General features: G+C 58.9%; 19 protein-coding genes. 8 read left to right on the top strand and 11 right to left on the bottom strand.

Translation table 11 applies throughout. The features are described 5' to 3' along the window. Positions 1 to 30 precede the first annotated feature (30 nt). The gene (locus tag KIT79_10635) at positions 31 to 498 is read left to right on the top strand and encodes an energy transducer TonB (GenBank protein ID MCW5829754.1); all 468 of its coding nucleotides are present in this window, start codon (positions 31 to 33) and stop codon (positions 496 to 498) included. A gap of 96 nt (positions 499 to 594) precedes the next feature. Here KIT79_10635 and KIT79_10630 read toward each other — a convergent pair whose 3' ends face one another. After that, positions 595 to 2,607 carry a tetratricopeptide repeat protein gene (locus KIT79_10630; protein MCW5829753.1) on the bottom strand — a complete coding sequence of 671 codons (2,013 nt, stop codon included), beginning with the start codon at positions 2,605 to 2,607 and terminating at the stop codon, positions 595 to 597. A 334-nt stretch (positions 2,608 to 2,941) separates the two neighbouring features. Between KIT79_10630 and KIT79_10625 the strand changes: the two genes are divergently transcribed. The 7 genes from KIT79_10625 to KIT79_10595 all read left to right on the top strand — a co-directional run bounded on the left by KIT79_10625 (position 2,942) and on the right by KIT79_10595 (position 9,516). Then, on the top strand, positions 2,942 to 3,208 hold the full coding sequence (locus KIT79_10625; protein MCW5829752.1) for a helix-turn-helix domain-containing protein: 267 nt from the start codon (positions 2,942 to 2,944) through the stop codon (positions 3,206 to 3,208). A gap of 45 nt (positions 3,209 to 3,253) precedes the next feature. Continuing rightward, a complete protein-coding gene (pilM, locus tag KIT79_10620) occupies positions 3,254 to 4,321 on the top strand; it encodes a type IV pilus assembly protein PilM (protein ID MCW5829751.1) in 1,068 nt (355 codons plus the stop codon). After that, positions 4,318 to 4,893: a PilN domain-containing protein gene (locus KIT79_10615; protein ID MCW5829750.1), complete on the top strand. Its 576-nt coding sequence runs from the start codon at positions 4,318 to 4,320 to the stop codon at positions 4,891 to 4,893. Before pilM ends, KIT79_10615 begins: the two co-directional genes overlap by 4 nt. Before the next feature lie 25 nt (positions 4,894 to 4,918). Continuing rightward, positions 4,919 to 5,557 (top strand): type 4a pilus biogenesis protein PilO, encoded by a 639-nt coding sequence (gene pilO / locus KIT79_10610; protein MCW5829749.1) that lies wholly within the window; start codon positions 4,919 to 4,921, stop codon positions 5,555 to 5,557. A 3-nt stretch (positions 5,558 to 5,560) separates the two neighbouring features. Next, positions 5,561 to 6,223, top strand: coding sequence for a pilus assembly protein PilP (locus KIT79_10605; GenBank protein MCW5829748.1), 663 nt, complete (start codon positions 5,561 to 5,563; stop codon positions 6,221 to 6,223). An 87-nt stretch (positions 6,224 to 6,310) separates the two neighbouring features. Beyond that, the gene (gene pilQ / locus KIT79_10600; protein MCW5829747.1) at positions 6,311 to 8,839 is read left to right on the top strand and encodes a type IV pilus secretin PilQ; all 2,529 of its coding nucleotides are present in this window, start codon (positions 6,311 to 6,313) and stop codon (positions 8,837 to 8,839) included. Between the two features lie 56 nt (positions 8,840 to 8,895). Continuing rightward, a complete protein-coding gene (locus tag KIT79_10595; protein ID MCW5829746.1) occupies positions 8,896 to 9,516 on the top strand; it encodes a hypothetical protein in 621 nt (206 codons plus the stop codon). A 27-nt stretch (positions 9,517 to 9,543) separates the two neighbouring features. On the opposite strand, the gene KIT79_10590 is transcribed toward KIT79_10595, so the two are convergent. The 10 genes from KIT79_10590 to KIT79_10545 all read right to left on the bottom strand — a co-directional run bounded on the left by KIT79_10590 (position 9,544) and on the right by KIT79_10545 (position 18,805). Beyond that, positions 9,544 to 10,197: a hypothetical protein gene (locus KIT79_10590; GenBank protein MCW5829745.1), complete on the bottom strand. Its 654-nt coding sequence runs from the start codon at positions 10,195 to 10,197 to the stop codon at positions 9,544 to 9,546. Beyond that, complete coding sequence (gene pyrE, locus KIT79_10585; GenBank protein MCW5829744.1) at positions 10,194 to 10,745, bottom strand: orotate phosphoribosyltransferase; 552 nt, start codon at positions 10,743 to 10,745, stop codon at positions 10,194 to 10,196. The genes KIT79_10590 and pyrE overlap by 4 nt, the downstream gene beginning before the upstream one ends. 21 nt (positions 10,746 to 10,766) lie before the next feature. Next, a complete protein-coding gene (locus KIT79_10580) occupies positions 10,767 to 12,212 on the bottom strand; it encodes an amidophosphoribosyltransferase (GenBank protein MCW5829743.1) in 1,446 nt (481 codons plus the stop codon). A gap of 53 nt (positions 12,213 to 12,265) precedes the next feature. Continuing rightward, the gene (purL, locus tag KIT79_10575) at positions 12,266 to 14,497 is read right to left on the bottom strand and encodes a phosphoribosylformylglycinamidine synthase subunit PurL (protein MCW5829742.1); all 2,232 of its coding nucleotides are present in this window, start codon (positions 14,495 to 14,497) and stop codon (positions 12,266 to 12,268) included. 6 nt (positions 14,498 to 14,503) lie between these two features. Then, complete coding sequence (gene purQ, locus KIT79_10570) at positions 14,504 to 15,190, bottom strand: phosphoribosylformylglycinamidine synthase subunit PurQ (protein MCW5829741.1); 687 nt, start codon at positions 15,188 to 15,190, stop codon at positions 14,504 to 14,506. After that, positions 15,187 to 15,438, bottom strand: a complete 252-nt coding sequence (purS, locus tag KIT79_10565; protein MCW5829740.1) for a phosphoribosylformylglycinamidine synthase subunit PurS — start codon at positions 15,436 to 15,438, stop codon at positions 15,187 to 15,189. Before purS ends, purQ begins: the two co-directional genes overlap by 4 nt. Further along, on the bottom strand, positions 15,435 to 16,229 hold the full coding sequence (locus tag KIT79_10560) for a phosphoribosylaminoimidazolesuccinocarboxamide synthase (GenBank protein ID MCW5829739.1): 795 nt from the start codon (positions 16,227 to 16,229) through the stop codon (positions 15,435 to 15,437). Before KIT79_10560 ends, purS begins: the two co-directional genes overlap by 4 nt. Before the next feature lie 30 nt (positions 16,230 to 16,259). Then, a complete protein-coding gene (locus KIT79_10555) occupies positions 16,260 to 17,570 on the bottom strand; it encodes an adenylosuccinate lyase (GenBank protein ID MCW5829738.1) in 1,311 nt (436 codons plus the stop codon). Positions 17,571 to 17,589: 19 nt separating this feature from the next. Next, on the bottom strand, positions 17,590 to 18,321 hold the full coding sequence (locus KIT79_10550) for an MBL fold metallo-hydrolase (GenBank protein ID MCW5829737.1): 732 nt from the start codon (positions 18,319 to 18,321) through the stop codon (positions 17,590 to 17,592). A 112-nt stretch (positions 18,322 to 18,433) separates the two neighbouring features. Continuing rightward, positions 18,434 to 18,805, bottom strand: coding sequence for a hypothetical protein (locus KIT79_10545; GenBank protein ID MCW5829736.1), 372 nt, complete (start codon positions 18,803 to 18,805; stop codon positions 18,434 to 18,436). Positions 18,806 to 18,836 lie beyond the last annotated feature (31 nt).

Here is an 18,836-nt window from a genome sequence, read left to right as displayed (position 1 = left end):
CATGCGCCATCCGCGCTAACTTGCCCCGCCATGAATATCGCACGCTTTCTGAATGTAGTTGCTGTAATCTGTTTTCTGGCGGCCCCGGCTGCCCTTCGGGCGCAGGACGAAGGGCGTCCGGAAAAACCCCGGCCGACGGCAAAAAATGCCTCGAACCGCAAAAAACCGGGCGTGTCGGGGGAGGGTGCAAGCCACGAGCTTCGCGGGTTTGCCACGGTCAACGCCGTGATGCGGCGTTACACGCCGCTCTTCAAGGCCGCGCACAAGCGTCACGTGCCGGAGGGCAAGGCCGGCGAGGGCGGACTGATCCTTGAGTTCGCGATTCTTCCGGCCGGTTCGGTCAAGGACGTGAAGATTACCGAGTCCGATTTCTCCAAATACCCGGAATTCGAGAAGGAAATTATTGCCAAGGCCGGTAAGGCAAAGTTCCAGCCGATTCCCAAAGGCGAGACCAAGGCCGTGTTTCCGCTGTCCTTTGGAGGCAGTGGAGGAGAGTAGCCGCAGCAGCATGACCCGGTAATCCCGGCGAACCGGCTGACTGCTGGAAAGTCCATGCTTCACCGGAAGCTGAAGTCCCGAATGCAGCGTGCGGTTTCACTGCCCTCCACCCAGTATCCTTTCCACTTCCCTGCGCCGCTGTGTTTCGGCCGTTTCATTGGGCGCAAACTTCACATAACGCTCAAACATTTCGCGGGCTTCAGCGGTCTGACCCTGGCCAGCCAAGGCAGAACCCAGATTCCGGTAGTTATAGGGGTTCGAAGGACGGAGTTCGATCGCCCGGCGGTAGGCGTCGATCGCTTCCCGGTAGTTGCCCTGTTTTTCGAGGCTTTGTCCGAGGGCAGAGTATCCTTCAGCGAAGTTCGGATGTTTCTCGATCAGGGAGTTCCATTCGCGCACCGCTTCGTTGAAGTTGCCCATCTGGTCCAGCGTATTGCCAAGATTGAAGCGTGAGCTGAGATCATTGGCATTGTTCTGGATTGCGGCCCGGTAGGATTCCACGGCATCACCCAGCTTGCCGCTGGCACGCTGGGCATCAGCAAGCCCGGCGAGCGCAGAGCCATTGGTGGGGTCGTTATTGAGTGCATTCCGGAACGCCTCTTCGGCTTCAGCCCGTTTACCGAGGATGTTGTATGTCTTGCCCAAGTTGGCGAGCGCCTCGACGTTCCGGGGATCGGCTTCGATGGCAGCCCGGAAGGCAGCTTCTGCATCGGCGAATTTGCCTTTGCTGAGGAGTGCATTGCCGAGGTTGTTCTGTGCGCCGATATTCTTTGGATCCAGTTCGACTGCTTTCCGGAACGCGTCCATCGCTTCGTCAAACTTTCCGGCCGCCCGCAGGGCAAGGCCCAGCTCGTTCTGGATGGCGGGGTCTCCAGGGCTTGCCTCGGCTTTCCGGCGTGCCTCGGCCAGCTTGTCTTCGCGGGTTTCCTGATGGGTGAGCATCCGCTGCATTTCGGGATAACGTTCGGCGATGGAGGGATCCATCTCGGCCGCCTTGCGATATATCTCCATGGCATCGCCGGATTTGCCGGCAGCGAGCAAGGCGGAACCGAGATTTACATATGCACAGGCGAAGTTTGGAGCCAGCTCAACAGATTTCCTGAGATGGGCTACCGCTTCTTCGCGTTTATCCTGGACAAGAAGAACCCGTCCGAGGCGATGCTGGGCATCTGCATCGCCGGGGTTTTTGGCGGCGGCCTCACGAAGCAGGGTTGCAAGCGTATCCAGCCGTCTTCGTGCCGGAGCGTAAAGTCCATGTTTACGGATATTGCTGTAGGCATCGGGGTTGTCGGGCTTCGCGTCTATTGCCTTGAAGAGGTAATCCAGTGCGACCTGGGGCTTGCCACCTGCCATGGAGATGGCGGCCAATCCGTTTAGTGCCTCGGCCGATTCGGGATCGAGATCCAGCGCCCTCTGGAAGGCTTCTTCGGCCTCCGCATGCTGACGCAGCATTTGAAGCAGCCGCGCCTGGGCCAGCTCCGGCTCGGGGTTTCGGGAATCCAGACGGGCTGCCCGGCGGAATGCATCCAGCGCCTCATCGGTGCGGCCCTGTTTTGAAAGCGCCTCCCCAAGGCTCTGGAACGTGGCGGGATCCGAGGGGTTGCTCCGCGCAGATTCTTCCAGCAGGCCGGTGGCGCCATTGATGTCGCCCTGCAGTCGGAGCAGTTCCCCCTTGCACCGCTGGGCATCTGCACTGTCCGGATGCAGATCTAACGCGCGCTGGATGGCCACGCTCGCGCTGGCCATGTCTCCGCGGGGGCGAATCGCATTTTCAAGATTGCAGTCGGGGACGAATGCCGACCGTTCATTCTGAACGACGGTCTGGCACGTCTGCATGGCAGTCTCGTAGACCATCCGGGCATCGGTTTCTGCTGGACCAGTTGCTGAAAAACCTCCCGGCCGGGCCCCCCCCGGAAGTTCGCCGCGATAGGCAGGGCCACGGCTGGAGCGGCTGGCAGGGCCGCGGCCGGCCTCCTGTTCTTCCGCGGTCCGGGCGCTGGAAGATTTGCTGCCGGTCTCGTCATCAGTGGTGCCCAGCATGAGCAAGGTGCCCGCTATCAGCAGGAGCAGAAGGCCAGAGAGCCCGATCCAGAGTATTCTTGTGTTCACGGAGGGCATATTTCCTTACTGGAGATGTGAGGACAACTTTCGCATTATCTCAAAAAATAATCCGGTGCGATTCAGGGGGTTATTAACTCTCATTGGCGGTTCACTCGCGATGTCTGATAAGGTTTAACTTGTTGATATTAAACGTATTTTTTCGGTTTGTTTTCTTGTCATTTATATATGTGAATGAGGGTAAACTATAGATAATTATACTTCTTTAAGTGCGAAATTCACGGTCAAAGGCATTTCTTTTCTTGACAGTTCCCGTGAATGATTCATAATTCACTCACCTTCCCCCCACACCTTTCTCGGATAACGAGTAAAGCAGAGCGCAGCTATGTCTCAAGTAAATAGCGCCCTGGGGGGCGAGCCCTCCCGTCACAAGTTTCCGTTTTCCCGCAACAATGTTCGCAAGTTGCGGGAAGCGTTGCTGATGTCAAAGGCGGAACTGGCTCGCCGAGCGGGTGTCAGTTCGCTTACAATTGACCGTATCGAAGCGGGACACGACTGCCGCATGGATACCAAGCGCAAGGTAATTCTTGCACTTGGCCTGAAACTCACTGAACGCCACAAGGTGTTCGCGGACCAGGAAGATGCGGCCTGAGATGGCGGCTGGAACGAGCGTGGAGGTAATGACACCGTGATCAGCTTGTTTGGCGGCGAAAAGCGGCTGATCGGCCTGGATATCGGGTCGCACTCGGTGAAGGCCTGTGTGCTGAAACCGGCCAAGAAGGGCTGGAAGCTGGTCAAGTACGGCGTCCGGGAGCTTCCATCCGAATGTATTGTCGACGGGGCGATCATGAACGGTGCTGCCGTGAGCGAAGTGATCACTGAGCTTCTGGCCGAGATCAAGCCTAAGCTGAAGGGTTGTGCCACCTCGATTTCCGGCAACTCCGTTATCATCAAGATCATCCAGGTGCCGTTCATGACTGCGGAAACTCTCCGTGAGTCAATCCAGTTCGAGGCCGAACAGTACGTCCCGTTTGATATCAACGACGTGAACATCGACTTTGAGATACTGAGCAAGGAAGCCGATTCACAGGGCAAGATGGACGTGCTTCTGGTCGCTGCCAAGCGGGACATGGTGAATGACTACGCAACGGTAATTGCCGAGGCGGGCTATGCCTGCGAGGTGGTCGAGCACGATGCGTTTTCGATCGAGAACATGTTCTGCGCCAACTACGAGTTGGCCGAAGGCGAGATCGTCGCGCTGGTGGACGTGGGGGCGGCCGTGACGAATCTGAACGTTCTCAAGTCCGGCCGCAGCGTTTTTACGCGTGACGCGGCAATCGGCGGCAATCTTCTCACCGAGGAGATCCAGAAGCAGCTTAATGTCTCTTATTCCGAGGCCGAGGCCTTCAAGATCGGCAAGCGGGCGGATGAGGCCTCTGACGAGGTGATCCCCCAGGAAGTAGAGTCGATCATTGCCGGCGTTGGCGAGCAGATCGTGACGGAAATCCAGAAGTCAGTGGACTACTTCATTGGACAGGCGACTGACGAGACCATTTCCAAGATATACCTGTCGGGCGGCGCTTCGCAGACTCCGGGGCTGGTTCGTCTCCTGCAGGAGCGCCTCAGCATCCCTTGTGAATTTGTGAATCCCTTTAACTCCATCATCTACTCCGAAAAGGAGTTTGACGCTGCGGCTCTGGAACGGGATGCGGCCCAGATGTCCGTATCGGTCGGGCTGGCCATGCGGCGGGTGGGTGACAAATGATCAAGATCAATCTTATCCCCCCTCGCATATCCAAGCGCGAGCTTCAGCTCCGCTCCGAGCTGGCAATCTTTGCCCTGGTGGTTTTCCTGACGCTCACGATCTGGATTTACCGGGTTGCCCAGATCACTTCGGAACGCGATGACTGGCAGAAGAAGATACAGAGTCACACCAGGAATCTGGAAGTTCTGAAGCCGGTCGAAAAGGAAATCGAAGAGTTCAAGAAGCAGCGGGAAGTGCTGAAGTCGCGGCAGGAAACCATTGAGAAGCTGGTTAATGCCCGCACGGGTCCGGCGCGGATCATGTCGGATATTTCCCGGATCAAGCCCACAAAGCTGTGGCTTACGGGGTTCACCCAGAAAGACAATTCGCTGACACTTACCGGTGTTGCCGACGAAAGCGCGACGGTCATCGACTTCATCAATCGCCTTCGTGAGCAGCCGACGTTTGAATCGGTAGATGCGCCCGAGCTCAAGGAAAGCGAAGGCGATCCCAAAACTGCCTCAGCAAAGGCCAGCGGGCTACGGAAGTCCGTGGAGTTCAAGTTCAGGGCGCGGGTTTCGACCCGGGCCTGAGAGCAGGAAGGATACCAGAGAAGTCATGGCTGGAGTGCTGGACAACCTTCCCATCGAAGACATTAAGAAGGGTCTTAATGTCTACCTGAAGTGGCCTGTTGGCCAGAAGGTCGGGCTCCATGTGGTTGTGGTGGCTGTAATCAGCGCCGCCTTCCACTTCGGACTCTACGATGCCACTGAGATCGAGATTACCCGCCTGAAAGGCCAGTACAAGAAGCTGGATGAGCGTCTGGTTGAAGCGCAGGCGCTGGCGGCCCAGAGAGACAAGTTCCTGGATGAAATCAACCGTTTGCGTGAGGCAATTGCAGAAGCACAGACGCGTCTTCCGCTTCAGGCAAAGGTCCCCGAATTCATGAACCAGGTAAACCGTATCGGAAAGGATAACGGAATCCGGTTTGACAAGATGGCTCCTCAGGCGGAAAAGCCGATCCAGTTCTATGCGAGCATTCCGCTGACGCTAGAAATGGAAGGCCGTTACCACGGGTTGGGGATATTCTTTAATGAACTGGCGAACCAGCAGCGGATCATCAACATCGAGAACCTGACATTGAAGCCAGTCGATGACAGCGGTGCGTTGCTCAAGGCCACCGTCACGGCCACGACATTCCGGTTTCTTACCGATGCTGAACAGAAGGCCGTGCCAACGAAGAAGGGAGGCAGGTAATCCATGTACGCCGATGCTTCCATACGGACAAGCTTCTTGATCGTCCTGCTCGCAGGCGCTGCGGGCATTGCGAACGCACAGGCACCGGCTGCACAGGATGCTCCCGCCGCTGTGGTGACGGAGCCGGCAGCCCAGGCTGTGACTCCCGATGCTCCGGTACCGGCTGCACCGGTGGCTCCGGCAGCGCCTCCAGCGGGCGCCATTCCGGAAACAACGCCTGCCACAGGCGTCCCGGTTGATACCACACAGATTGTCGGAGCCGTGCCAGAACTGGTCCAGATCAAGCCGGCATTCCAGTACGATGCATCCCTGCCTGATCCGTTCCTTCCTTACCGTGAGCCGGTCATCAAGTGTCCAGAACCGGGTGAATATCTCCCGCCGGGTACGGTCATCCCGGAAGAATGCGGCGAAGAGATGAAGGAGCCGCTGGAACTGTTCGAGCTCAAGGATCTGAAGGTGCTTGGAATCATCTGGGGAATCCGGGACTCCAGAGCGAAACTGAAAGATCCCCAGAACAACTACTGGACAGTCAGGGTAGGACAGAAAATCGGGAAACACCGCGGACGCATCAGGGCGATCCGCGAGGGCGAAATCGAAGTTGAAGAACGCTATTGGGATGAGAATCTCAGGGCATATCAGAGAGTGACGACGATAATGAGCATGTAGGGCGGCGAAAGCACTTTCGTCACCCCGTGCGAATGACAGGCAAGGTTCGGGAACCGAACAAGACCGGGAACACAGGAGATGTCACAAATGCAGTCAGCAACAGGCCTCAAGAGGCGGACACGCAGGATCGCTGCCATCGCGGCGGCGGTGTCACTGCTTCCTTTGCTGAACCTTTCGGCGCGTGAGCAGGTACCAGGCAACTGGGTAGCCCAGGCTGACGTATCCGGCTTTGCCACAGCGGTTACCGGATTCCGGGTCGAACAGCGGGGAGATTTCTCCGATATCGTCATCGACACGAACGGCCGGGAAATCGAGTTTGATAACTACCCGCTTGACAGCCCGCCCCGCCTGGTCATCGATGTCCGCAATGTGCGAAATGAATCGGGTCTTACGAGCGTTGATCCCGGGCCGAGCAAGCTCATCTCCAGCATTCGCGTTGTGGATAGTCCTGATCGGGTCCGGATAATTGTCGAGCTGACAGCCGAGGATTTTGAACCAGCAGCCACCGCTCGAGGCGGCAAAATACTGATCAGTCTTGCCGCTGGCGGTGTGGTGCCGCAGTTGCCCTCCGATTTCACGGCTCCGCCGGTGGCGGCTGCACCCGTTCCGGAGGCCCCGGTTGCTGACGAGTTGCCGCCGCCTCCCCCGGAACCCGAAGCACTCCCGGCAGTCCCTGCAGAGGTGGCTCAGGTCGATATACCTCCGGAGCCGGAAGCACTTCCGGCGGCTACCCCTTCGGAATTGCCTCCTCCTCCTCCGGCTCCTGCCGAAACCGCTGCGGCGGAAGAGTTGATTGAGGTTGAGCCAGAACTTCCGGCCGCACCGCCACCCCCGCCCGCTCCGGCGCCGGTTGTGGCAGCGCCTCCACCTCCTCCTGCGGCTCCGGTCTACCCGAAAGTCACGGCTGTGACGATCCAGACCAAGGGTGACCAGGTCTCCGTGACGATCAAGGCGGAGAAGATCGTGACTCCGGATGTGTCGAAGCCCGCCCCGGACGAGATTGAAGTCCGGATGGTCGGCGTGGAAATGCCGCCCGAACTGGTGTCCGTTCAGGTTGTAGATGATGCGACTTCGACAATCTCGAAGGTAACGTCCATTGCCGATACCACGAATATCCAGCCGATGACCCGCGTAAAAATTGCGCTGCGTTCGCCGGTTGATCATACCGTTGCAACAGATCCGAAGGCCGGAACGGTAGCAATCCGCCTGCCTTCGAAACTGCCGTCAGCCAAACCGGCGGCGGTCGTGGCTGCGGCACCAGCAGCTCAAGCGGCACCTGCGCCTGTCAAGGCAGCGGATCTGGAGCAGGCCGATACGGGCATGGCAGTCCAGTCGCACAGCGTTGTCGAGGCTTCTGCCTCCACGGTTGCGGGTGGCGGACGTCGCCTGGCTACCGCTGCTGCCGAGGGATATACCGGGACGCGCATGTCGCTGGAGTTCCGGGAGGCCGATATACGCGACGTGCTTTCTCTGATCGCCGAAGTTGCCCAGCTCAACCTGATCGCTTCTCCGGAAGTGAAGGGCAATATCAGCATTGTTCTCAAGAACGTTCCATGGGACCAGGCGCTCGACATCATTCTGGAAACCAATGGTCTCGGCCGCCGCCGGGTGGGGAATGTCATCCGGATCGCGCCCAAGAAGGATCTCCAGGTCGAGGAAGAGGCCCGGCTGGCGGCAATCCAGCAGCAGGAGCAGCTTGAGCCGCTCCAGTTCCAGATCATCCCGGTCAACTATGCGGATGCAGGCGAACTGTCGGAGCGCGTGAAGCAGATCATGACGCCCCGGGGCACTGTCTCCGTTGATACGCGCAGCAACAGCCTGCTCGTGCAGGACACGCAGCGGGCGATCGACAAGATCGTCCAGACCGTGCGGGCTCTCGACACCCAGACAGGCCAGATCCTGCTTGAGGCCCGGGTTGTCACGACGACACTCGACTTCCAGCGCGAGTTTGGCATCCAGTGGGGCGGGCGTTTCCTGGCATCCCCGAACACGGGCAATTCGTTCGGAGATTCCGTGTTCCGCAACAACTTCCTGGTGGACCTGCCCGTGACGGCTGTCGGCCAGCGGTCGGGCCAGTCGATCGGATTCAGCTTCGGCACCCTGTCGGAATCGTTCAATCTGGACGTGGTGCTGTCGGCATTCGAGCAGACCGGCCAGAGCCGTATTATCGCCACGCCCCGGATCAGCGTGATCGACAATAATCAGGCTGAAATCAAGACGGGTGTTTCCGTACCGATCACTACTTTCCGTGGCGGTTCGATCACCACGACCTTCGTGGATGCCACGCTGGGGATCAAGGTGACCCCGCAGATCACCAGCGACAAGTCGGTAATCCTGAAGCTGGAAATCTCGGACAACCAGATCAACCCTGGCATTCCGACCGCATTCGGCAACCCGGCGATCAACAAGAATGAAGCCAAGTCGCAGCTCCTGGTCCGCGACGGGCAGACGGCCGTTATTGGCGGTGTCGCCCGTTATACCGGCGGCTTTGGCGAAATCGGCATTCCCTACCTGAGCAAGATTCCGCTGCTGGGCTATCTGTTCCGGACCAACCGGTACAGCGACCAGCGGACCGAACTGCTCTTCTTCATCACCCCGACTATCCTGATGGAATAAGTGAGCCAGGGAAGCGGAACGAGATGTACGTGAGAACTGTCAAGGAGACCATGGCCATGAAAACAACAGTGCATACCGGCGGAAAGTGGATTCGCCAGTTGGCGGCAGCCCCGTTCCTGGCGGCGGCTCTTGTGCTCGCCAGTTGCGGTGATCCAGGTGTGGGCTCGTCAGGCATATCGCTGGCTGCGAGTTGCGCAACGATTGACCTGGGTTTCGCTATCCCTGGTGATGGTGATCCGAATACGAAGAATGAAGTGATCCTGCTGCCTGCGGGGTATCTGTTTGGACGGGCATTTGTTGTGGCGACCAAGCCGAACGGGGTCCAGAGGACGACTTTCGCTAATAACACGATTCTGGACCGGTACGGAAATGTCACGAATGTTCCGGCTGCAGGGGCACCGATTTATCTCTCATCGCTGATTGCGATTGACGACAGTCCCAACCCCGGCGGGGCATTCCTGATGGCCAATGTGGTGGGATCAGCGCCGGAAACCCTGCCCACCGTGTTTTTTACCGACGATGCGGGCAGGATCGAGGTTGATATACGGCTGGCGGATGACATTTTTATTGGCGACGGTTTTTCAGTGGATGTCGCCCTCCAGTTCCAGTCCAGCCTGGGAATAGCCAGTGCGTCGTGTGACCTGACAATGACCGGCACGATCGTGAATGATGGATGATCTGTCGACGGCGGTCTGAAACTCCCGCTACTCCCAGGATGTCGCGCTGACGAAACCGGGCCCGGTGAGCTGAAGCTCCACCGGGCCTGGGTTTTGAGGTTCAGGGAAGACGATTTGCCAGACAGTCGAGAAGCGGTCTTTGTGCGGGTAGAGCCATTCGATCCGGGATCTTGGGGTTTCGTGCTTTCGCACCTCGATCGGTTCCAGCCGGTCCCCGTTCTGGGTAAGGAGAAAAGCACGGACTCCGGAACTGCCCGACCGGGAAACCAGGTTATCCCTGGAATCCTGCGTATAAAGGACGACGGAGAAGGTCCAGCGTCCGTTATGGACCTCGGTATCCTTGATGTTCTCGGCAGCACGCTGTTCGGGCGTCCAGAGCTCGTAAAGGGCGAGTGCATCGCGGCGCAGAGAGCGGAGGGCGGGGGTCTCGAGCGTTGCCCAGTAGATAGCAGCAGTGTCCACCCGGTCCACCTGGATGCGTACCCGCCTGGTGCCGCTGTCCAGTGCCCGGTAGTAGGCGTTTCTGGCGGCGTCCAGTTCGGAGCCGCCAACTGTCCGTATCTCCGTGCTGCCGCCTTCCGGTCCAGACTGGGGCAGGGCTGCCGGGGTGGTCATGGTTTCGGCGCAACCACCGGCAAGGCCGGCAGCCGAAAGGCCCAGCAGCCAGCGCCTCCCGTTCACGAGACAAAATCCCCCTTGCGATAGAGTGCGTGCAGGGTTACTCCCTCGCGGGCGAGGTTTTCGCGGCCGCCTTCTTCACGATCCACGAGTACATAGACATCGTTGACCGAATATCCCGCATCGCGGACATGCCTGATGGCCTTCAGGGAGGAACTGCCGGAAGTGACCACGTCCTCCACCAGAACAACCTTGGCACCGGCGGGAATGTTTTCGGTGCCTTCTATCCACTGCCCGGTCCCGTGGCCCTTGGGCTCTTTCCGGACGATATAGGCGGGCATGGGGCTGCCTTTGAGGAACGAAGTAAGGCTGACAGCTGTGGCGATGGGGTCGGCGCCAAGTGTCGGTCCACCCACGGCTTGGACACCAGGAGTCTCTTCACGGATTTTTTTCAGCAGTTCAGCGCCGACAAGGGCCGAACCTTCCGCATCCAGAGTCACCCGTTTGCAGTCGATATAGAAGTCGCTTTCCGCCCCGGAGGCGAGTTTGACCTTCCGGCGTTCGTAAGACCGGGTTTTCAGCAGTTCCAGCAACCGTGTGCGTTCGTTCAAGACAGGAACATTCCCTTTCTCTCAACCAGCGGTCTGGCCCCGGGGCCATCGTCGGCTGCCGGAAGAGATATCCTCGAACAGCCGCATCTGCCGGCGGTCGGAATTATTAACCGTGACCGGATAGTCACCTGAGAAGCAGGCATCACAGAACCCGCCATCAGCCTGATTAACAGCCTCCTTGAGGCCGCCGATGGACAGGTACCCGAGCGAATCAGCGCCGATGAACTTGCATATCTCGGCGGCTGACTGGCTTGAGGCGATGAGTTCTTCCTTCGTTGGCGTGGCTACTCCATAGAAGCAGGGGCCCGTCGTGGGGGGTGACGATATCCGCATATGGACTTCGGTGGCTCCTGCGTGGCGAATCAGGTTCACGAGCTTCTGTGATGTCGTGCCCCGTACGATTGAATCGTCCACCACCACCACCCGTTTGCCATCCAGGACACCCCGGTTCGGGTTCAGCTTGATCTTGACACCAAAGTGGCGGATCTGTTGGGTCGGCTCGATGAATGTACGGCCGACGTAGTGGTTCCGGGTGAGGCCGTTCTCATAGGGAATGCCCGATGCCTCTGAGAAGCCCATTGCCGCCGGAACTCCTGAATCGGGAACTGCGATCACAATATCCGCTTTCGCCGGCTGCTCCGCGGCCAGGCGCGACCCCAGCGATTTCCGGACCCGGTAGACATTGGCACCGAAGAGAATCGAATCGGGCCGGGCAAAATAGATGTATTCAAAAATGCACCGGCGCGGCATGGCCGGGGCGGGAGCCCGGTAGGACGTGAGCCCGCTGGCAGTGATTTCCAGGGTTTCACCGGGCTCAATCTCACGTTCATAGCGGGCGCCTATGAGGTCGAAGGCGCAAGTTTCGCTCGCCACAACCCATGCCCCATCCAGGCTGCCTAGCACCAGCGGTCGGAAACCCAGCGGATCCCGGCTGGCAATGAGCCGTGTTTCGGTAAGGAATACCATCGAGTAGGCGCCCTGTACCTGGGCGAGGGCTTCCATGATGCGACCGGCCGTCGTTTTGGCCTCACTGGCTGCGATCAGATGGGCGATGATTTCGGTATCAGTCGTGGTACGGAAAATCGAGCCGGAATCTTCCAGTTCGCGGCGGAGCTGGACATCGTTAACGATGTTGCCATTATGGGCCATGGCAAACGCACCATGCCGGTAGTCCATGGCAAAAGGCTGGGCGTTCCGGACATGGGAAGCCCCTGTCGTCGAGTAGCGGACATGGCCGATGGCACTCTGGCCGGGCAAATTCTTGAACGTCTGTTCGTTGAATACATCCGCGACAAGGCCCATACCGCGGTGGGTATGCAGTGATTCGCCATCGCTGGAAACGATGCCCGCCGACTCCTGCCCCCGGTGCTGGAGCGCGTACAAACCAAGGTAAGCGATGTTGGACGACTCCGGGTGTCCGAAGATGCCAAACACTCCGCATTCATCGTGGAAACTGTGATCGCCCATCCGGCCCTGCCAAACGTCAAAAAATCCCGGTAACGCGGCTGAACGGATGTTCTTTAGTTTTCTCCGGCGATCTTTGCAATCGGGGTTCGCCAGGCCTGGTACAGATCCTTTACCGGCACATTGACAAGTCCATTGATCACCAGTGTGCCCTCCTGGACGACGCCAATCTCCCGGCAGCCCGTTTCCAGCCGGGTGCAGATGGCCAGCAACCGGTCGAAATCTGTCTCATTGGCCACGGTAACGACCATTCGGCTTTGGGATTCGCCGAACAGGAGGGCGTCCTCGCGGATATAGTCTTCGATTTCAATCGCTGCTCCGAGAAGCCGCTCGCCGTGCTGGCGAGGGTCGCCGAAACCGCACTCAGCAAGGGCCACGGCAAGCCCGCCTTCGGAGCAGTCATGGGCCGAGCGGATCAGCCCGGCCCGTATGGCCTCCAGAACGGCCTTCTGGACGGCTTTTTCGTGAGCAAGGTCGAGTGCCGGGGGCATTCCCTTTTCGAGCCCATGGATCACCTGGAGATACTCGGAGCCACCCAGTTCTTCCCGTGTGCGGCCGATCAGGACTATCCGGTCGCCCGGCTTCTGGAACCACTGTACGGTGCGGTGTCCAAGATCCTGAAGCAGCCCGACCATGGCGATGGACGGTGTAGGGTAAATTCCCACATCGAGGGTTTCGTTATAGAGGGACACGTTGCCCGACACTACTGGTGTTTCCAGAACCCGGCAGGCTTCGGCCATCCCTTCGATCGCTTCAGCAAACTGCCACATGATCTCGGGCCGTTCGGGATTGCCGAAGTTGAGACAGTCTGTAAGCGCCACCGGTTCGCAGCCAGAGGCAACAAGATTCCGGGCGCATTCGGCAACGGCGATGGCTCCGCCCGTTCGTGGGTCCAGGTAGCAGTAGCGTGAATTGCAGTTCACCGTCAGGCCGGCGGCCCGGTTCACTCCGGGCAACTTCACGAGTGCGGCATCAGAACCGGAAGGAAGGATTGTCGCCTTGCCGACGTAGTTGTCATACTGCCGCCAGATCCATTCCCGTGAACAGATATTCGGTGAAGCCAGCAGCCTGAGCAGTACGTCGTTGTAGTTCCGGGGGAGGGGGATTGAATCGAGGTCCAGTTTCTGGACTTCATCCTGCCATGGAGGGCGAGTGACCGGACGGTTATAAACCGGAGCGTCGTCCACCAGCACTGGGACGGGGATGTCGCAGACAGGCTTGCCATTTTCAGTCACAACCCAGCGGCCCGAATCGGTCACCTTGCCCACGATTTCCACGTCGAGATCCCATCGGCGGAAGATATCGATCACTTCCTGCTCGCGCCCCTTGCGGGCCACAATCAGCATCCGTTCCTGCGATTCCGATAACAGGATTTCGTAAGGTGTCATGCCGGTTTCACGGCGGGGTATCCTGTCGATATCGAGTTCAAGGCCGCTGCCGGCGCGGGAGGCCATTTCGACTGACGAACTGGTGAGCCCAGCCGCACCCATGTCCTGAATCCCGACGATCGAGTCCTTGGCCATCAGTTCCAGACACGCTTCAATAAGAAGTTTCTCGGTGAACGGATCCCCAACCTGGACAGTGGGGCGGCGCTCGCCGCTCGTTTCGTCGAACGATTCAGAAGCCATGGTGGCACCGTGGATGCCATCCCGGCCGGTCTTGGAGCCAACATAAATGACCGGATTGCCGACGCCCTCGGCCAGCCCCTTGAAGATGCGGTCAGTTCTGGCAACGCCCATCGTGAAGGCATTTACGAGAGGGTTCCCGTTGTAACAGGGGTTGAAATACACCTCGCCCCCCACCGTTGCCACGCCGACACAGTTTCCATAGCCGCCGATCCCGGAGACAACACCGGAAAGAAGATGAGCCGTTTTGGGGTGATCCGGTGCGCCGAACCTGAGCGAATTGAGGTTCGCAATAGGGCGGGCACCCATCGTGAACACGTCACGGAGGATACCCCCCACCCCCGTCGCCGCTCCCTGGTAAGGCTCGATAAATGAGGGGTGATTGTGGGACTCCATCTTGAAAACAAGGGCAATGCCATCACCTGCATCGATCACGCCGGCATTCTCACCCGGACCCTGAAGGACGCGGGGACCGCTCGTCGGAAACTTTTTCAGGTGGACGCGGGATGATTTGTAGGAGCAGTGCTCACTCCACATGACGCTGAAGACACCCAGTTCGGGCCATGTGGGTTCGCGTCCAAGCGACCTGATGATCTTCTGGTATTCATCCGGCGTGAGGCCATGTTCCTTCACGATTTCGGGAGTGATTTCGGGATCGGCCACAGGCGGTTACCTCGAACCCATCAGGGTATCGAACACTACACGGCCGCCCTCGGACCCCAGAACGTTTTCGCAGGCGTGTTCAGGGTGGGGCATAAGGCCGAGAATGTTCCGTCCGGCACTCACGATACCGGCTATGTTGTTGAGCGAACCGTTCGGATTGGCTTCCGGGGAGGGCTGGCCGCTGGCATCCACATAGCGGAAAGCCACCTGTCCCTCTCCTTCGAGCCGCTTCAGCGTTTCGGGATCGGCGAAGTAGTTCCCTTCTCCGTGCTTGATGGGCATGGAGACAACCTGGCTCTTTTTCGCGCTTCCCAGAAATGGCGAGTCGGTGGTCTCCACGCGTAACCGGACATCGTCACAGATGAACCTGAGCTGACGGTTTCGTATGAGCACGCCCGGAAGCAGTCCTGCTTCACACAGGATCTGAAACCCGTTGCAGATACCAAGAACCGGTTTCCCCTGTGTGGCATGGGACCGGACAGCATCCATGACAGGCGAAAACTTCGCCATTGCTCCGGTGCGAAGGTAGTCGCCATAGGAAAATCCGCCGGGAAGAATGACCAGCTCTGCACCTCCGAGCGAGGTTTCCTGGTGCCAGACAAGCCGGGCATCGGCGCGGTATACGGACTGGAGCATGTTGACCGTATCCCGGTCGTCGTTGGAGCCGGGGAACTGGATAACGGCGGCTTTCAGGGTTCGATCTCCACGCGGTAGTCTTCAATCACCGTATTGGCCAGGAACTTCTCGCACATCTTCTTCAGTTCTGCCTCTGCCTGCTGGGGGGTAAGACCCCTGGTGGCATCGAGATTCATCTCGATCACCTTGCCGATCCGGACGTTACCGGCAGCCGAAAAACCGCTCTGATGCAGGGCACGTTCGACGGCTTTCCCCTGGGGGTCCAGTACATCCTTCCGGACGGTAACGAAAACTCGTGCTTTCACTGCTTCCTTCCCTTCCGGACTGGCCTGGGGCCGATTTTTTCGCGGACCCGCCGGAGGACTTCCTCATAGGATTCCTCGATCTTTCCAAGGTCACGGCGAAACCGGTCCTTGTCCATCTTTTCGTTGGTTTTTGTATCCCAGAGACGGCATCCGTCCGGCGTGATTTCATCGCCGAGCAGGATTTTTCCGCCGTGCCGTCCAAACTCCAGCTTGAAGTCGACAAGTTTGATCCCGATGGACCGGAACAGCCTGAGAAGAAGCAGGTTCACCTTGTGTGCTGTCCGGTCGATCTGGTCCAGTTCTTTCGCTGTGGCAAGCCCGAATACCAGCGCATGGTCGCGGTTGATGGGTGGATCACCCAGTTCGTCCTTCTTGTAATAGTACTCAAGAATAGGCCGTTTCAGGGGCTGGCCTTCCGGAATCCCCATGCGCTTGGAAAGGGAGCCGGCCACGATATTACGCATGACGACCTCGACCGGAACGATGTCGAGGGATTTCACCAGCATTTCCCGTTCCGACAGGCGGCCGGTGAAATGGGACTGCACGCCATTTTTCGCCAGCCAGGCAAAGATGAGCGACGAGATTTCATTGTTCATTACGCCCTTGTTCACAATGGTTCCGCGCTTCTGGGCATTGAAGGCGGTGGCATCATCCTTGAAATACTGGATGACGAACTTCCGGTCATTGGTCCGGAACAGGATTTTCGCCTTGCCCTCATAGAATTTGGCGCCGCGCCGGAGACCTTTGGGGAGCTCTGCCGCCGCGCCGGGAAGAATGCCGCCGTTGCTCATGGATTGCAGGATACCTTTCCGCTGTTCCGGTTACTGGAGACGGTCGCGCTCAAAGACGCGCCGGAAAATGGTGCCTACGTGCTTGAGGTGATAGGCTATGTCGAGACAGCCGTCTATGCCCTTTTCCCCCAGTGTTTCCCTGATGGCGGGCTCGTTGAGGAGTTCAGTCCGGAAGTCCTTCGCCCCGCCGGTCCATATCTTCATGGCGGCCCGCTGGACGATCTCGTAGGCCTTCTCCCGGCTGAAGCCGGACTCGACCAGCTTCAGCAGTACCCGCTGGGAATTATGCAACCCGCCGAGACGTTCCAGGTTCTTCCTCATGTTCTCGGGGTACACAAGCAGTTTCTCAATGACGCTGGTAAGCCGGGCCAGGGCGAAGTCGAGTGTGACCGTGGCATCGGGGCCGATATTCCGTTCCACGGATGAATGGGAGATGTCCCGTTCGTGCCAGAGCGCGACATTCTCAAGAGCCGGGAAAGCCATCGACCGGACGAGACGCGCAAGGCCGGTCAGGTTCTCGGTCAGAACCGGGTTGCGCTTGTGCGGCATGGCGCTGGAGCCCTTCTGGCCAGGGCTGAAATATTCCTCGGCCTCGTAAACTTCTGTCCGCTGGAGATGACGGATTTCGGTTGCCAGCCGTTCGATGCTCGAGGCGATCAGCGCCATTACCGTGAAAAACTCCGCGTGCCGGTCCCGGTTCACGATCTGCGTGGAAACCGGATCGGGGGCGAGGCCAAGGCTCTTGCAAACATGCCACTCCACGGAGGGATCAATGTTGGCGAATGTCCCCACGGCTCCGGACATCTTGCCCACTGCCACACGTTGGAGCGCCCAATAGAGCCGCTGCCGGTGCCGCCGGAATTCCTCGTAAAAGGTTGCGAGCATGAGGCCGAAGGTTGTCGGTTCGGCATGGATACCGTGGGACCGGCCGATCATCACCGTATCCTTGTGCTCATAGGCCCGGCGCTTGATCGCCTCCATGAGATCCTCGATATCCTGCAGAAGCAGTATCCCTGCATCGCGGATCTGGCAGGCGAGGGCGGTATCAAGCACGTCCGAGCTGGTCATTCCCAGGTGGAGGTAGCGGCCTTCCGGGCCTATGTTCTCGGCCACGGCACTGACAAATGCAATGACGTCGTGCTTGGTCTGGGCCTCGATTTCCTGAATGCGGGCGATGTCGTAACGGGCCTTCCGGCGGATTGCTTCGACTGCTTCGGGGGGCACCAGTCCCAGCTTCGACTGGGCCTCCGTCGCCAGGATTTCGACCTTGAGCCAGTAGTCGTAACGGGTCTCGTCGGACCAGATACGGGTCATCTCCTTGCGGGCGTAGCGGGGGATCACGATGGCTCTTTCTGGCCGGCTACAGCAGATCGATCACGTCGCTGATCTCCCGGCGCCGGGCGCAGGCGACGCTAACCGTTTCTGCCCCACAGGCGTCAAGTTCCGCCCGGACGGCTCCGTAGGCCAGTTCCGGCGTATTGTTGACTTCCGAGAGGTGGGCCAGCACCACGCGTTCAAGGTGTCCCTGCTCGGCAATCCGGCCCACGAAGGCGGCGCACTGGTCATTGTTCAGGTGCCCCATGTCGGAACTGACGCGTTTTTTCAGGAACGAGGGGTATGGTCCGGCTTCCAGCCGGTCCAGATCGTGATTGGCCTCGCAGATCAGCGTCTGAACGTCGAAAAGCCGCTCGGCCAGGGTATCCGTGATTGAACCAAGGTCCGTCAGGTATCCGAAGCGGGCCGCACCCGCCTCGATCCGGAAGGCCACGGGGCCCGCGGCATCGTGCGGAACGGGGAGCCCGGTGACGCGGAATGGTCCCAGGTCAAACGGGTCCAGCGGGACAAGGGGGCGCAGCCGTTCAAATCCCGTTTCCCGGTGAACGGCCCGTCCGGTTTCCTTGGTGGCATAAACGGAGAGGGCGGGGTGCTTTTCGGATAGTTTGGTGATGCCCCCTGCATGGTCGGCGTGTTCATGGGTCAGAATGATGTGCTGTACTGAATCCCAGTCACGGCCGATGGAGCGGAGCCGTTTTCGCAGCGTCATCGGCGGAAGTCCGCAGTCAATCAGAATGCCGAAGCCTGCTGATTCCACATAACAGGCATTTCCGGATGAACCGGAGCCAAGCAGCCATATCCGGACCGCCGGCACGGGGTTTTCCTTAAACTGTAGTGGTAGCGACACCGGAACGTGCGTCTCTATGGGCTTATTCGCCCTTGCCAGCCTCACCCTTGAAACGGTCCGCCTCGTCGGCGAACAGGACGTTGAACGTCGTCAGGGAACCATAGATGCGGGTCAGATACTGCTGCAACTCGACTTTTTCCGAATCCGAGAGTCCGGAATGTGCGTTGATTTTCTGTTCCATCACCCTCAGCCGGTCGCGGACCATCACGACCTTGTGGAAAAACACGTCAACCGGAATTTCTTTGGGCTGCTGCGCGTCATTGGCCGGCTTGATCACGATTGTTCCACCGTCCCATTTACGGGCCATGCGGATTGGCCGGGTTTCGCTCGATTCGAGAAAAGCCTCACGCAGAAGCTCTTTGAACTGCTCACGGGTCATGTCGTCGAGGTACATCGCAAAAGGCCCTTTCGGTGGGGAGTCTGGA

Source organism: Deltaproteobacteria bacterium, from assembly GCA_026129095.1.
Taxonomy (GTDB): domain Bacteria; phylum JAGRBM01; class JAGRBM01; order JAGRBM01; family JAHCIT01; genus JAHCIT01.
The sequence above is the reverse complement of the archived record's forward strand: the minus strand, read 5'-3'. Positions and strand labels throughout refer to the sequence as shown.